Genomic DNA, 16,013 nt, shown 5'->3' with positions numbered 1-16,013 from the left:
ACGATAAGAGCCCCTATGCATATTACGTTACGTCAACTGGAAGTGTTTACCGAAGTGCTGAAAAGCGGTTCAACGACTCAGGCATCGGTGGTGCTGTCGTTGTCACAATCGGCCGTCAGCGCCGCATTGGCCGATCTTGAAAGCCAATTAGGGGTACAGCTGTTTGACCGCGTCGGTAAACGACTGGTGGTCAATGAACATGGACGTCTGTTGTATCCCAAGGCGCTGGCCTTGCTGGAGCAATCGGTAGAAATCGAGCAGTTATTCCGGCGTGATAACGGTGCGCTGCGTATTTATGCCAGCAGCACTATTGGTAATTACCTGATGCCAGAGATGATTGCCCGCTACCGTCAGGATTTCCCGTCTATTCCACTGGAACTGTATGTGGGCAATACGCAGGATGTGGTGAATGCCGTTTCCGAATTTCGGGTTGATTTGGGGCTGATTGAAGGCCCGTGCCACCATCCCGATCTGATTACTCAGCCGTGGCGGGAAGATGAACTGGTGGTGTTTTGCGCGCCGGGTAATCCGCTGATTGACCATGATTTTACGTTGCCAATGCTGGCGGATGCGCCCTGGATTTTGCGTGAACATGGCTCCGGTACGCGTGAAGTATTGGATCATCTGTTGCTGGCTCGTTTACCGCATTTCCGGCTGGTGATGGAACTGGGCAACTCGGAGGCGATTAAGCACGCGGTGCGGCATGGCATCGGTATCAGTTGTCTGTCACGGCACGTCATTGCCGAACAGCTCGCCACCGGCGTATTGGTGGAGTTGCCGGTTCCTTTGCCGCAACTGAGCCGTACGCTGTATCTGGTACATCATCGTCAGAAACATTTATCCGGCGTACTGCAATGTTTTCTGGGGTATTGCCAGAGTGATGGACTCATCTAAACAAGCCGGCAACATCAGTGCAACGCGCGTGGTCTCCTCTCAGAGGAATTTCTTATGATTCAGTGTGAGTTATGAAGGTCTCTTATAATCCGCGCTGTACGCTATTCAGCAGGTAGCGGATTGCCTACAATCCGCCCTCAAATTTTCAAGGGCATGGATTGTAATGGTTCAACACAACACTGACCTCGCCGAACAGCGGGGAACCACACTGCGCCGTGAGTTGAAAGCGCGGCATTTGACGATGATCGCCATTGGCGGTTCGATCGGCACCGGGTTGTTTGTCGCCTCTGGCGCGACGGTGTCGCAGGCAGGGCCAGGCGGCGCACTGCTGTCGTATGCGCTGATTGGCCTGATGGTCTATTTTCTGATGACCAGCCTTGGTGAGCTGGCGGCATTCATGCCGGTATCCGGCTCGTTTTCCACTTATGGTGCGCGCTATGTGGAAGAAGGGTTTGGCTTCGCGTTGGGCTGGAACTACTGGTACAACTGGGCGGTGACTATTGCGGTTGATCTGGTGGCGGCGCAACTGGTAATGGGATACTGGTTCCCATCCGTACCCGGCTGGGTATGGAGTGCGCTGTTTCTGTCGCTGATGTTTTTGCTGAACTACATTTCGGTTAAAGGGTTTGGCGAAGCGGAGTACTGGTTTTCGTTGATTAAGGTGACCACCGTAATTCTGTTTATTGCCGTTGGGGTGCTGATGATTATCGGTATTCTGCGCGGCGGCGAACATGCGGGCTGGCATAACTGGCAGATTGGCGATGCCCCGTTCGCTGGTGGTTTCTCCGCTATGATCGGTGTGGCGATGATTGTCGGCTTCTCGTTTCAGGGCACCGAACTGATTGGTGTGGCGGCAGGGGAATCAAAAGACCCGCAGACCAACATTCCACGTGCGGTGCGTCAGGTATTTTGGCGTATTTTGCTGTTTTATATCTTTGCCATTCTTATCATCAGTCTGTTAGTCCCTTATACCGACCCGAATCTGCTGCGTAATGATGTGAAAGACATCAGCGTTAGTCCGTTTACGCTGGTGTTCGAAAACGCCGGTTTGTTGTCGGCGGCAGCGGTGATGAATGCGGTCATCCTGACTGCTGTGCTGTCAGCGGGCAATTCCGGTATGTACGCGTCTACCCGTATGTTGTTTACGCTGGCGCAGGAAGGCAAGGCACCAGCCTGTTTTGGCACCTTGTCTAAAGGTGGGGTGCCGCGTAACGCGTTGTATGCCACCACGGTAGTAGCGGGTCTGTGCTTTCTGTCATCAATGTTCGGCAACCAGACGGTGTATATGTGGCTGCTGAATACTTCCGGAATGACCGGGTTTATCGCCTGGTTGGGGATCGCTATCAGCCACTACCGTTTCCGCCGTGGTTACGTCATACAGGGGCATGACCTGAACGCCTTGCCGTACCGTTCCGGTTTCTTCCCGCTGGGACCGATCTTTGCTTTTGTGCTGTGTCTGATTATTACGCTGGGTCAGAACTATCAGGCGTTTTTGGCGGATAAAATTGACTGGTATGCGGTGACGGCAACTTACGTTGGCATTCCGCTGTTTCTGGCTATCTGGCTGGGCTACCGGCTGGTGAAAGGCTCGCGCATGGTAAAATACAGCGAGATGACTTTCCCGGAACATCACCAGTAACCGTTTCGTAAACAAAAAAGCCAGTCGGGTTACCGGCTGGCTTTTTTTATGGGGTGTTTTTATCAGCGCGTATTAAGCCAAAGAGAGGCAATTCAAATACGTGAGTGCACCAGTCGTACGTTGCGGTAGATGGTGAGCAGCATGGTGAGCAGCGCTGCCAGTACCAGCGGTGCGCCGACATAACCGATTTTATCCATCCCTAAATGCAAGCTAACCTGATTGCCCAGTAGTGCGCCGCCGCCGATGCCGAGATTGAACAATCCGGAGAAAATCGACATCGCGACATCGCTGGCATCGGGCGCCAGCGACAACACTTTGGCCTGCATCGCCAGCCCAATCGCCATCATCGCCAGCCCCCACACCAGACACAGCAGTGTCAGGCCGAACGGATAGCTGGACAGCGGCATCAACAGTATCAGACAGCTCAGCAACAGCAACATGGCGGTGACCAGAAACGCGAGGGGGAAGCGCTCGCTGTAGCGGCTGTAAACCATGCTGCCCACAATACCGGCACAACCGAACAACAGCAGAATCAGGGTAGTGAAATTTTCTGGCAGTCTGGCCACCGTCTGGATAAAGGGTTCAATATAGCTGTAGGCGGTGAAATGCGCTGTCACCACTACCACGGTCAGCAGGTAGATGCCGACCAACGCCGGACGACGGAACAATTTCGGCACGCTGGACAGTGACCCAGCGTGTTCGCTTGGCAACAAGGGCAACAGGCGCGCCAGCAGGATCATGGCCAGTGTGGCGCCGGCAGCGATGGTCATGAAGGTCACGCGCCAGCCAAGGTACTGACCAATGATCCGCCCCAGCGGCAACCCCAGCACCATCGCCAGTGATGATCCGGTGGCGATTAATCCCAGTGCCTGCGCACGTTTGCCGGGCGGTGCCATACGAATCGCCAGCGAGGCGGTAATCGACCAGAATACCGAGTGTGCCAGTGCTACTCCGGCACGGGAAATGACCAGTACGGTAAAGTTCCAGGCGGCGGCAGAGAGTATATGGCTGATGACAAACAGGCTGAACAACCCAATCAGCAACTTTCGGCGCTCAATCCCATTGGTCAGCAACATGCAGATAAGCGAAGCCACTGCTACTATCCAGGCATAAATCGTAATCATCAGGCCAACATCTTCGGTTTTCATCGCAAAGCTGTTGGCAATGTCGCTCAGCAGTCCTACCGGAATAAACTCCGTGGTATTGAAAATAAACGCGGCTACAGCCAGCGTAACTACGCGTAACCAGGCGGTGGAACGTGAGGGGGAAGCGGATTTCATGATCAGATTCCAGTCGGGTATAACAAATTTTGAACAACTTATTGTAGTCAATAGATAATGACAATGCGATGTAGATCACACTTGTGAGCGAGGTTTTTTTATGTCCGAAGTTTTTATCGTCGATGCTTTCATGTCGTAGTGGACAGGAAGCCGATGGAAGCACCCGCCGGTAGATACCGACGGGTTAGGACGGTTAGCGTTTCTGGAAGTAAGTCATAGCCAGCGCCAGCGCCAGCACCGAGCCTTTGATGATATCCATGGCGTAGTAAGGCACGGACAGCATCACCAACCCGTTTTGCAGCACGCCGAGAATGACCGCGCCGACCAATGTTCCCAGCGCATTGGGCTTGCCTGAACCAGCCAGTGAAAAGCCAATATAGGCGGCAGCCACCGCGTCCATCAGGTATCCACTGCCGGCATTGACCTGCGAAGAGCCGATGCGGGATGCCAGCAGGATGCCGCCCAGCGCCGCCAGCAGCGCCGAAAGCAAATAGGCCAGCACGCGGTAACGTGCGGTACGGATACCGGCCAGTCTTGCCGCTTCCTGATTGCCGCCAATCGCGTACATGCGCCGACCGTGCTTGGTGAGTGACATATAAAGCTGCACCAGTACCGTGACCACCAGCATGATCACCACAATCACCGGCACCTGTCCCAGCGAGGCGAACACATCGGGAATCACGCCTTCCGCTATGTCGCCGTTCGGCAGCAACATGTTCTGGGTGATGGAGCCGCCGTAGCTGTAAGTCATGGCGACGCCCTGAATCACAAACAGGCTGGCCAGTGTTGCCAGCATGTCAGGAATACGCAGTACCACGATCAGAAAGGCGTTAAATAGCCCGACCAGCAGGCACAGCGCCAGCGTCACAACAATAGCGCTGGTGGTGCCTAGGCCGTGCCAGACGAACAGTGAAATCACCAGTGCGTTAGCCAGCGAGGCGGTTGAGCCTACCGACAGGTCGAACCCGCCTACCGACAGCGAGATGGAAACCGCTATGGCGATCACCGTGACGATGGCGATGGAACGCAGAATGTTGATGATGTTGTTCGGTTCCAGAAAGTTGTCCGACGCTATACCGAACAAGGCGATGAGCGCGACGACGGTAATCAGCATTCCCCACTTATAAAACAGGTCAAACAGGCGATGATGAAAGGGGATCGCCCCATGGGGGGCGCTGTTGGATGCAATTGGCTGACTCACGCGGGAGTTCCTCCGGTTGAATAAAGTAACAACGTCTCTTCGTCGGCATCGGCACCATTCAGCTCGGCGACGATGCGTCCGTCCCACAGTACGCAGATGCGGTCGCACAGTCCCACTAGTTCGGAGAACTCGCCGGAGGCGTAAATCACGCCTTTACCCTGACGCGCCAGTGAATCAATCAAGGCGAATAGATCTTGTCTGGCTTTAATGTCCACACCTTTGGTGGGTTCATCCAAAATCAATACTTGCGTGTCGCTACGCAGCCATTTGCCGATTGCCACTTTTTGCTGATTGCCGCCAGACAGTCGCCGTAGCTGCTGCTGCGGCCCACTCGTGCGGATAGTCAGGCGCCGTATCAGGGAGTGCGCCCAGGCCAGCGCTTGACCATGCCCGAAAACGCCGTAACGAGAAAAGCTGTCGCTATCGCTGATGCTGAGATTCATGGTGACGGATTCGTCAATAAAAATGCCTTCTTTACGCCGTTCTTCCGGTACTAGCGCGATGCCCTGTTGTACCGCGTCGGCTGGCGAAGTCGGTCGCCATGGCCGCCCCTGATAGCGCCCGGAATCAACCCGGCTGCGGGTAGCGCCAAATAGCGCTTTGCACAGCTCGGTCTTGCCCGCGCCGGCAAGACCGGCGATGCCAAGAATTTCGCCTTTATGTAGCCGCAGCGAAATATTGTGCAGCAACGTATCGTCGTGCAGGCCTTCTACCTGCAACAGCATATTGTCATCGTGTTGGGGGCGACGCGGCGGAAAAATATCATCCAGCCGGTGACCCAGCATCCGCTCAACAATTTCTCCGCCGCTGAGTCCTTGCATGGGGCCGCTGCTGACGAATTGGCCATCGCGCAGTACGGTCAGCGTATCGCAGATGGCTTTCAGTTCGTGGATGCGGTGCGAAATGAAGACGATGCCGATACCGTCCTGTTGCAGGCGACGAACCACCGCAAATAACCGGGCACTTTCCTCCTGGTCAAGCGGGGCGGTGGGTTCGTCAAGAATCAGGAATCGACAGCGGTGAGAAAGCGCACGCGCCAGCAGGATTTGCTGTTTTTCCGCTAGCGTGCACTGCGCCAGCCGTTGGCGAACATTGATGCTGACGCCCAACTGTGCCAGCAGCGCCTGGGCCTGTTGATAGAGCGCAGGCCAGTTGAGGATATGGCCGCTTTCCGCTAACTGATCCAGCATGATGTTTTCCGCGACCGACAGCGTAGGCACCAGCGCAGCATCCACTTCTTGCTGCACCAGGTGAATACCATGGCGTTTGGCATCGCGGGGCGAATGAATTGCGACTTTTTCACCATCGAGCAGGATATATCCACTGTAATGATCATAAGAACCAGAAAGAATTGCCATCAGTGTGGATTTTCCCGCACCGTTGGCTCCGGTCAATGCATGGATGGAACCGCCTTCCAGCGTGAAATTCACCTGCCTGAGGGCCGGGAAGCCGGCAAAAGAGATGGAAATGTAGCGCATTTCCAGACGCGAACGCAGGTTTATGGACATAATTGACGACAATGTGTTCTTAACAGCGACAATGACAAGAAGTCGATGTTGAAAAATAGCATATTAATCACAGAATGGAATGCCTGAACGGGTTTCCGAATGCACTGGAAACGAAATGAAAAAGCATAACTTAAGCAAAAACGTTATTAAGACTGGAGTCAGTTATCGCTAACTATGTTTTTTAATATGATTTTTCCATACCGGGTTCTAAACCAATCATTATCCTTCAGACAGGAATGTATCCGTAATGAGTTCAACTGATATCCGGGTCCAGGTGGGACCGGCCAATTATTTTTCTTTCACCGGGGCAATTGAAAAACTGAGCGAGTTTTATCCAGACGAGGTGCTGACGCGTGCGTTCTGGATTCATGGTGAACGTGCTCTGACGGCGGCGCGCCCTTATTTGCCAGATGCCTTTGCCGCACCGACGGCCCGGTCGGCCAGCTTTTCTGCCCACTGTAGTGAAACTGAAATTGCACGACTGGCGGCAGTGGCCGGAGATGATCGTACCGTGGTGATTGGCGTGGGTGGGGGGGCGGTATTGGATACCGCGAAAGTGGTGGCACGTCGTCTTGGTCTGCCACTGGTGGCGATACCGACCATTGCTGCGACCTGTGCTGCCTGGACGCCGCTTTCTGTCTGGTACAACGATGCCGGGCAGGCGTTGCGGTTCGAGATTTTCCATGACGCGAACCATCTGGTGTTGGTGGAGCCGCGCATTCTGCTGGCTGCCCCGGTAGAGTACCTGTTGGCGGGCATTGGCGATACGCTGGCAAAATGGTACGAAGCCATGGTGTTAAGCCCGCAGCCGGAGAGATTGCCACTGACCGTGCGGCTGGGTTTGCAAACGGCGCAGGATAGTCGTGACGTGCTATTGCGTCAAAGTGAATCTGCACTGAAGGCGGCGCACACCGGCACGCTGAATCAGGATTTTCTGGATGTCGTCGACGCGATTATTGCCGGCGGCGGCATGGTGGGTGGGTTGGGCGAGCGCTATACCCGTGTTGCTGCGGCACATGCGGTACACAACGGTTTGACGGTGTTGCCACAAACAGCACATTTTCTACATGGTACCAAAGTGGCATACGGCATTCTGGTGCAATGTGCGCTGTTGGGGCAAACCGAGATGCTGAGTCAGTTGAAAGCGGCGTTTCGGGTGTTCGGGTTGCCGGTGTCGCTGGCGGAACTGGATGTGAATATTGCCGATGAAGCCGCATTGCAGGCGGTAATCGCTCGTACCTTGCAGCCGGGGGAATCTATCCATTATTTACCCGGTACATTGGACGAAGAATCGCTGCTGGCGGCGTTTCGGTTAGTAGAGTTGGCGAGCGAGTAAGAAAATAATGGGGCGTTGTTAAACCGCCCCGTTATTTCTACGTTGGGTAGTGTGACTGCGTAGGGCGGTGTTACTGCAACTTGTCGTAGGGAAAGGAATTCCTGATGTAACGTGCGTAATAACGCGCCTTGGCGTTGGACTCCATCAGCTCTTCATAAATCATCCGCGCCACGTTTTTGTACTGATACAGGCTGCCGTTCAGTAATTCTATTTCTAGTATGCTGTTTTCCGAATCATAACCGACAGAAAACAGCTCAGTGGAAGATACACGTTTGCGTTGCAAAACAAATTGCTCCCTGTTCATAGTGGCTATGTAACGATTATGTTACGCGCCGGGTGTTTTTTGGTCAATATCGATCCCAAAGGTCGAAAAAATCGTTAGTAAAACAACGAAAAAACGAAAAAAACCTCACCATTTTTCTGTCTAACCTGCACATCGGCAGATGATATTACGGTTACAGAAATCTATCTTTCGGCTAGTCGTGGTCCAGCAGGAGAGATTCCCATTTTGGTGATGATTTCACTGTTAACATCTCACGCCACAATTCGGGATAGCTCGTTTTGAACCATCCCGTCGTGCAGTTTTATCACATTATTAAACAACTTCGCTTAGTTTTCATGCAAGTGCTTTGAATGAAAACGCAGATGATCTTCAATAAAACTGGCGATGAAGTAATAGCTGTGGTCGTATCCCGGCTGAATACGTAGCGTCAGTGGCCATTCCCGGACACGTGCGGCAGTTTTTAGCTGGTCTGGCTGAAGCTGGATATGCAGAAAGTTGTCGCCGTCGCCCTGATCAATCAGTGTCGGCAGCGGTGCGTTACTGTGAGCGAGCAGGTGGCAACTGTCATACTGCAACCATTGTTGTTGGTCATCTCCCAGATAGGCACTGAACGCCTTCTGCCCCCAGGGCACCTGCGTCGGGTTGACGATAGGCGCGAAGGCAGACACCGAGCGAAACCGGCCTGGGTGGCGTAGTGCCAGCATCAGCGCGCCGTGTCCGCCCATTGAATGCCCACTGATGCAAAGGCGATCACTGGCGCTGATGTGTTGGCGCACCAGTGCGGGCAATTCGTCGCTGATATAGTCGAACATGCGAAAGTGACGGTCCCAGGGCGATTGGGTAGCGTTGACATAAAAGCTTGCGCCTTTGCCCAGATCGTACTGCGCATCATCCGGAATTTCATCGCCGCGCGGACTGGTATCCGGCATCACCAGTGCCAGCCCCAGTTCCGCCGCTACCCGCTGCGCGCCGGATTTAAGGGTAAAGTTCTCATCATTGCAGGTCAGGCCCGACAACCAGTACAACACCGGCGCAGGCTCCTCCCCGTTGAGGGGAGGATAAAACACGCTGAACGTCATGTCGCAATTCAGTGCGGTGGAGGCATGGCGATAGCGTCGTTGCCAGCCGCCGAACAATCTGTGTTCTTCCAGTAATTCCAATGACGTCGTCATGGTGTGCAGATTCCTGTCATCAATTGAAATGAACCACGGAACGAATTGATTTGCCTTCGTGCATCAGATCAAATGCCTGATTGATCTGCTCAAGCGGCATGGTGTGAGTGATGAAGTCGCTGAGCTGGAATTCACCGTCCAGATAACGCTGCACGATCCCTGGCAGTTGGCTGCGGCCTTTAACGCCGCCAAAGGCGGAACCACGCCATACGCGCCCTGTTACCAGTTGGAACGGACGGGTGGCGATCTCTTCGCCTGCGCCTGCCACGCCGATAATGACCGACTCGCCCCAGCCTTTGTGACAACACTCCAGCGCGGAACGCATCACGTTGACATTACCGATACATTCAAAAGAGAAATCCACGCCGCCATCGGTCATGTCAACGATCACTTCCTGAATCGGCTTAGCATAATCTTTCGGATTAATGAGATCGGTAGCGCCAAATTTCCGGGCCAGCTCAAACTTGCTGGTATTGATATCGATGCCGATGATGCGACCTGCGCCAGCCATTTTCGCGCCGATAATCGCGGACAGGCCAATACCGCCCAGACCAAACACCGCTACAGTGTCGCCTGCTTTCACCTTGGCGGTATTGGTCACTGCCCCCATACCGGTGGTGACGCCGCAACCCAGCAGACACACTTCTTCCAGCGGGGCATCTTTGCTGATTTTCGCCAGAGAGATTTCCGCCACAACAGTGCGCTCTGCAAACGTAGACGTACCCATATAGTGGAAAATTGGTTTACCGTCTTTAAAGAAGCGATGGGTACCATCCGGCATCAGACCCTTGCCCTGGGTAGCGCGGATAGCCTGACACAGGTTGGTTTTACCCGAACGGCAGAATTTGCACTCTCCGCACTCCGGGGTATACAGCGGAATGACGTGATCGCCGACAGCAACGCTGGTTACGCCTTCTCCCACGGCTTCTACGATGCCGGCGCCTTCATGGCCGAGGATTACCGGGAAAACGCCTTCCGGATCTTTACCGGATAAGGTGTAGGCATCGGTATGGCAGACACCACTGGCGAGGATGCGCACCAGAACTTCGCCTTTTTGCGGCGGCATCAGGTCTACTTCTTCAATCGATAACGGTTGATTGGGACCCCAGGCGACAGCGGCACGGGTTTTGATCATTTGCATGGTGAAACTCCTTATTTAGAGTAGTGCTAGTTCAGATGAGTGCAACCGCGGGAATAACCCAGAGGCAGCCAGCGAGAATGCGGCATTGACGTTGAATGCCGGCAGAACATGCAATCAGGTGCCGAGTTCAATCATCAGTTTCTTCAGCGCCTCGACGTTTGGGCCAAACGCGTCCCGCCGCCAGATAAGCCAGGTCGTCACCGATGCAATATCAGTTGAGAGTTGGTGGGGCTGGACCTGCTGTGCGGCTGGCAACGTCTTCAGTACGCTGTTCGGGACCATTGCCACGCCGTTGCCGCCTGCCACGCCTGCCAGCAGAGCGCTATATGATGGCATGTCGACTATAGCGACAGGTGTGATGCCTTGCCCGCGAAACCAGCTCTCCAGTCGCTGACGGTAGCCGCAGCCGGCGGCAAAAGTCAGCAGCGGCAGATGTCGCACCTGTGCCGCCTGGGAAACCGGTGGCAGGCCTGCCGCGGTAATTAGCGCCAACTGTTGTGAAAAAACCTGACAGCTATTGATGGCGTCATGCGCCACCGGGCCGGTAACCAGCGCCGTTGCCAGTTCGCCGGCGTTAACCGCGTCCAGCAGCGCGCCGCAGGTGTCGCTGCGCAGTGATAATTGAACCTTCGGATAGCGGCGGTGGTATAGGGCCAGCAGTTCAGGCAATTCGGTGATCAGCAGGCTTTCTACCGCACCTAGCGCGAACAGACCGGCAGGTTCACTGGTCTGCGCCATTGCCAGCGCTTCATCGCTCAACGCCAGAATCCGTTGGGCATAACACAAAAAATTATGGCCTGCCGGTGAAAGGCGAACCCGTTGGCGCTCACGGATAAATAGATCGGTGCCTAGTTCCTGCTCCAACTGGCGTAACCGGGTAGTCAGGTTGGAGGGGACATGGCCAAGCTGGGCGGCGGCGCGTACCAGTGAGCCGGTTTCCGCCACAAGACAGAACATACGCAGTTGGGTCAGATCCATGTATTCTCTTTTTGTGAATAACTTTACTTAATTTGTTTATTTATATTGAGTGTAACGGTTGTGTCTGACACTGGCAATCGGGTTGTTTGTCAGTTCGTTGGTGTCCGGCAACTCCAGCCCACTTAACCTGAATAAATTCTCAGAGATTTATTTATTTTCAATAACGTAATTGATTGTCATATTTATGTCACTCAACGGGTTTGGGGTATCAACGCTGAGTGTGTATCGCCGTTTTTTTATTTTTTGTGACATTTTAATTAGCTACATTTTAATAGTATGGCTTTTTTTTATTGCTGAGTAGCGATAAAGTCGGGATTCGGGTTTTGGCATGGAGCCTATACTCTTTTTGTATGACATATGTATGGATGACATTGACAGTCATAACTGACTGATCATTTACCCGTAATACCCGGCCCGGTCACTTACCTGTTATAAGTGCCTGGAGTTCCTCTCTGTCGCAATTTACCTGTGTACGAATTATTTAGGGGCAACACCTTATCCACTCCGGCGCCATCGCGTTTTTCGCGCTGTGGATGAGCCATTATTCCAATCAAAAATAGATTATCTGGATATCATGATGCGAATTTTAAAGAATATCACCATCAGAGCCATGCTTTTAATCATACTCACCGGATTTACCTTAATCTGGGGAGGTAGTGCGACTACCACCATAGTGTCTTTAAATAAGGTGGAGTCATTATTGAATACCAATCAAATTGAGAAAAAAAATTACACTATTTTAGCCAATGGCCGTGAAGCTTTTACCCAGTCAATTGCGCTGATTAATCGCAGCACGCTATTTAGACAACGGGGAGATACCGATCAGGTTCAGGTACTGCTGCAAAAAGTGCAGAACAATCTCGATATAACCCGTGCATTGTTGGCAACCTTCCGTGCCTCCAGTCATGAAGGTATTAACGCTACGCAGGCAGGGCAAATTGCTGACTCCTGGGATAAAGCCATTTCCCAGGCATTAGTTCCAATGTTGAATGCCAGCCGCGCTGGTCGTTTTGACGAATACCAGCATTATTATCTGGATGTTTATCCCGCATTGGCGCAGGCGTTTGGCAACAATGTGGCCCAGTATGGTGAGACGATACAGATTGATGACTCATTAACGAAAGCCAACCATCTGGCCTCGATCAGCCGAGATGTGCTGAGTGCTGCGTTGATTTTGGGGATAGTGATGTTATTGCTGTGTGATCGTTATCTGGTCAACTATCTGGTTAAACCGGTAGGGGATATCAAACGTCATCTGAGCGCCTTAACGGAAGGGCGCCTTGGTGTGAATTTGCAGGAGTTTGGCCGTAACTGTGTCGGGCAACTGATTCCTTACATTCGCCAAATGCAAAGCAATTTGCGCGATACCGTGAGTGTTATTCGTGATAACTCGGCGGCGTTGCATGTTGGTGCCAGCGAGATTAAAAGCGGCAATGATGATCTGGCCAGCCGCACTGAGGAGCAGGCCGCGGCGCTACAACAGACGGCTGCCAGTATGGAGCAACTGAGTGCTACCGTTATCCATAATGCGGATAACCTGAAACAAGCCAGCCAGTTGGCGCAGGATGCTACCAAGCGGGCTGTTGTCGGTGGTGAAGTCGGGAAGGCACTGGAAGAGATGATGGCTGGAATTTCCAACAGCTCTCGCCAGATCAACGACATTATTACTTTGATTAATGGTATTGCGTTCCAGACCAATATCCTGGCGTTGAATGCGGCGGTGGAGGCGGCGCGAGCGGGTGAAGCCGGTCGCGGTTTTGCCGTCGTAGCAGGCGAAGTCCGTAATCTGGCTCAACGCAGTGCTCAGGCCGCCAAAGATATCAGCGCGTTGATCAGTGATTCTGTTCAGCGCGTGGCAGCAGGCTCTGTACAATTGACGCAAGCCGGTGCGGCAATGGGCGACATCATTAATGGCATCATGGGAGTGGATGAGTTGCTCCGTGATATTGCTTCGGCATCGGAAGAACAAAAGCGCGGCATTATGCAGGTAGGGCAGGCAGTAACGGAAATGGACAGCGTGACACAGCAGAATGCATCACTGGTAGAGGAAGCGGCATCGGCGGCGGCATCGTTGGAGCTCCAGGCTCAGCAGTTGGCGGATGCTGTCACCGTATTCAATCTGTCGGAAGATGAGAACCGCTACTATTCCACCAGCGGTATACCGCCTGTGTCACGATTGGCATTAGTTTCGCCGTCATTGCGCTGAGCGGCTTCTTACTCATGGTCAGAGGTTTATCGTGAACACGATGGCTGTTTCTCTGACCACATCATCGTAATACCCACCACCTGTATTTTATGCAGGTGGTTTTTTCTGGCTGGTACTGGCTAACTCACTATTTTTGTTATTTATTATTTCTGTGGTGTTTACATGTTGCTTGTGTCAAAACGTGTTGTACCAATTACGTCTATTGTGAGAGGTTCTTAACCTGCAATTGAACGGAAATACCAATAGCAACAATCAGCATGGTCTATGAAATAAAAATTACCAATGATATGAAGGAGAAAGCACAACGTTCTGTTGAAGATAGTGATTCTCAATGCTGGTAATTAATAAAATTAAGGCTCGCTTAATTTTTGCAATGTAATCTTTAAATTGAAAATTGTCAGGAGTTCGAATTTTTTCGAACAATAAAATAGACAAATTGCACTGGGTTTTTACTTGCTTAATTGGACATATTTTATACCAAAAAGATAGATGAGGTTGCTAATTTCAACGCCGTCTTTACCGGTTTGACCAGGGATTATTTTGTCACGATGCTAATATAAATAAGCAGTGCTGAAGAATACTTTTAATTGCATTCGGTAATCGCTAACGCAGGTGACCATAACCCCATACGTGCTCATCACGCAAAAATAATTCGGAGCCTGCTGTGACCTTCTTGAGAAATATTACTGTCAGAAGAATGATGTTAATTATCCTTGCGCTATTTACCATGGTATGGGGTATTGCTTCCTCGTTTACTTTGTATTCGCTGGGTAATGTCAGTGGCTTATTAGGTGATAATCAGGTTCAGAAAAAAAGTTATTCCATTCTGGTCCGTGGTAATGATCAATATTCCCGTGCAGTAACACGCATGTCGCGTATACCTGAATTTATACAGCAGGGTGACATGGACAATGCGCAAAAAACGCTCGGCTCTGCGGCAGAAGCGCTTAAAAATGCCAAAGAAGCATTGGCACAATTCAGTCAGAGCCGCCAGGTCGGTGTCAACGATGAGCTGATTCGGCAACTGATTTCATCATGGGAACAGATTCTCGGTAATGCGGTAGAACCGATGATGGCAGCGCTAAAAGAAGGGAGAATGGATGCGTTTAAGCAACTTTTCCTGAAACAATATCCGTCGATGAGTGTGGAGTTCGGCGAATTGACGGAAAAATATGCCGCGGCTATCCAGTCCGACAATACCATTGTGAATGTAGAATATTACATCACCTTGAGTAGAAATATCTTGCTGGCTGCATTGTTGACTGGGATTGCCATACTGTTCTTGAGTGATCGCTATATGGTCGCTTATCTGGTGACGCCGATTGGTCAGATTAAACGTCACCTTGAATTGCTGACCAGCGGTAAGTTAGGTGTCGAACTGGATGAGTTTGGTCGTAACTGCGCCGGTCAGTTGATCCCTTATATCCGTGCGATGCAGAGTAACCTGCGTAATACCGTACAGACTATCCATGACAGTTCGTCAGTCATTTACAGCGGCAGCAGCGAAATCCGGCAGGGTAATGACGAACTGTCGCGCCGTACCGACCAGCAGGCGGCTGCATTGCAGGAAACCGCCGCCAGTATGGAAGAGCTGACCTCGACGGTAAAAAACAATGCGGACAACGTGCGTCAGGCGCGGCAGATTTCGGAAGAAGCGCAGAAGATGGCCCGGCAGGGGGGCGACATCACCGACAGCGTGGTGACCACCATGCAGAGTATTTCCGACAGCTCACGCAAGATTGCGGACATCACCAGCGTGATTAACGGCATTGCCTTTCAGACCAATATTCTGGCGCTGAATGCGGCGGTGGAAGCGGCGCGGGCCGGCGAGCAGGGACGTGGTTTTGCGGTGGTTGCCGGAGAAGTGAGAAGCCTGGCACAACGCAGCGCGCAGGCGGCGAAAGAGATTGAGACGCTGATCGGTGAGTCGGTCAACCGGGTAGATACCGGTTCTGCACTGGTACGTGAAGCGGGCAGCGCCATGGAAGTGATCATCTCCTCGGTATCGCGGGTGTATGACCTGATGGGGGAAATTTCGGCGGCCTCTGACGAGCAAAGCCGGGGTATTGACCAAATCGGCCAGGCGGTGACGGAAATGGACGGCGTGACGCAGCAGAACGCGACGCTGGTGCAGGAAGCCGCATTGGCGGCAGCAACGCTGGATGAACAGGCGCAGAGTCTGGCGGCGGCAGTAACGGCGTTCGATCTGGTAACTGCATCGGCAGCGTTGTACACGCCACGTACGGTTACTTTGGCGTTACACCCCTAGGATTAATCGGCTCAGTGGACCATTCATTTCACGTTGACTGGGAAACGCGCTAACCTCATCGTATCTCAATTTTTTCCTCTGGAATGCACCGACTTGCCGGTGCATT

At 52.6% G+C, this 16,013-nt stretch carries 12 protein-coding genes; 5 read left to right on the top strand and 7 right to left on the bottom strand.

What is annotated here, in order from left to right; genetic code table 11:
- The first annotated feature begins 15 nt into the window (after positions 1–15).
- Together yieE and Dpoa569_RS10825 are read left to right on the top strand one after the other, a co-directional pair.
- Entirely contained in the window at positions 16–894 is an 879-nt protein-coding gene (gene yieE / locus Dpoa569_RS10830; RefSeq protein WP_042870136.1) for a DNA-binding transcriptional regulator YeiE, read from the top strand.
- 163 nt (positions 895–1,057) lie between these two features.
- Positions 1,058–2,533: an amino acid permease gene (locus tag Dpoa569_RS10825; protein ID WP_042870139.1), complete on the top strand. Its 1,476-nt coding sequence runs from the start codon at positions 1,058–1,060 to the stop codon at positions 2,531–2,533.
- A gap of 92 nt (positions 2,534–2,625) precedes the next feature.
- On the opposite strand, the gene Dpoa569_RS10820 is transcribed toward Dpoa569_RS10825, so the two are convergent.
- From Dpoa569_RS10820 to Dpoa569_RS10810, 3 genes are all read right to left on the bottom strand, one after another.
- The gene (locus Dpoa569_RS10820; RefSeq protein WP_042870141.1) at positions 2,626–3,813 is read right to left on the bottom strand and encodes a sugar transporter; all 1,188 of its coding nucleotides are present in this window, start codon (positions 3,811–3,813) and stop codon (positions 2,626–2,628) included.
- A gap of 193 nt (positions 3,814–4,006) precedes the next feature.
- Entirely contained in the window at positions 4,007–5,014 is a 1,008-nt protein-coding gene (locus Dpoa569_RS10815; protein WP_050569434.1) for an ABC transporter permease, read from the bottom strand.
- Positions 5,011–6,522, bottom strand: a complete 1,512-nt coding sequence (locus Dpoa569_RS10810; protein WP_042870143.1) for a sugar ABC transporter ATP-binding protein — start codon at positions 6,520–6,522, stop codon at positions 5,011–5,013. The genes Dpoa569_RS10815 and Dpoa569_RS10810 overlap by 4 nt, the downstream gene beginning before the upstream one ends.
- Positions 6,523–6,769: 247 nt before the next feature.
- Between Dpoa569_RS10810 and Dpoa569_RS10805 the strand changes: the two genes are divergently transcribed.
- A complete protein-coding gene (locus Dpoa569_RS10805) occupies positions 6,770–7,858 on the top strand; it encodes an oxidoreductase (protein ID WP_042870145.1) in 1,089 nt (362 codons plus the stop codon).
- 70 nt (positions 7,859–7,928) lie between these two features.
- Here Dpoa569_RS10805 and Dpoa569_RS10800 read toward each other — a convergent pair whose 3' ends face one another.
- The 4 genes from Dpoa569_RS10800 to Dpoa569_RS10785 all read right to left on the bottom strand — a co-directional run bounded on the left by Dpoa569_RS10800 (position 7,929) and on the right by Dpoa569_RS10785 (position 11,432).
- Positions 7,929–8,141: a KTSC domain-containing protein gene (locus tag Dpoa569_RS10800; RefSeq protein WP_042873877.1), complete on the bottom strand. Its 213-nt coding sequence runs from the start codon at positions 8,139–8,141 to the stop codon at positions 7,929–7,931.
- A gap of 326 nt (positions 8,142–8,467) precedes the next feature.
- Positions 8,468–9,313: an S-formylglutathione hydrolase gene (fghA, locus tag Dpoa569_RS10795; RefSeq protein WP_042870146.1), complete on the bottom strand. Its 846-nt coding sequence runs from the start codon at positions 9,311–9,313 to the stop codon at positions 8,468–8,470.
- Between the two features lie 19 nt (positions 9,314–9,332).
- A complete protein-coding gene (locus Dpoa569_RS10790; protein WP_042870147.1) occupies positions 9,333–10,454 on the bottom strand; it encodes an S-(hydroxymethyl)glutathione dehydrogenase/class III alcohol dehydrogenase in 1,122 nt (373 codons plus the stop codon).
- Positions 10,455–10,568: 114 nt separating this feature from the next.
- Positions 10,569–11,432 carry a LysR family transcriptional regulator gene (locus Dpoa569_RS10785; RefSeq protein WP_042870148.1) on the bottom strand — a complete coding sequence of 288 codons (864 nt, stop codon included), beginning with the start codon at positions 11,430–11,432 and terminating at the stop codon, positions 10,569–10,571.
- 577 nt (positions 11,433–12,009) lie between these two features.
- Here Dpoa569_RS10785 and Dpoa569_RS10780 point away from each other — a divergent pair.
- A complete protein-coding gene (locus Dpoa569_RS10780) occupies positions 12,010–13,638 on the top strand; it encodes a methyl-accepting chemotaxis protein (RefSeq protein ID WP_042870149.1) in 1,629 nt (542 codons plus the stop codon).
- 697 nt (positions 13,639–14,335) lie between these two features.
- Complete coding sequence (locus Dpoa569_RS10775) at positions 14,336–15,907, top strand: methyl-accepting chemotaxis protein (protein ID WP_407643794.1); 1,572 nt, start codon at positions 14,336–14,338, stop codon at positions 15,905–15,907.
- Positions 15,908–16,013 lie beyond the last annotated feature (106 nt).

The sequence above is a fragment of the Dickeya poaceiphila genome, from assembly GCF_007858975.2.
Taxonomy (GTDB): domain Bacteria; phylum Pseudomonadota; class Gammaproteobacteria; order Enterobacterales; family Enterobacteriaceae; genus Dickeya; species Dickeya poaceiphila.
Note: the sequence above shows the minus strand (reverse complement) of the source record. Positions and strands in the feature narration are given on the sequence as shown.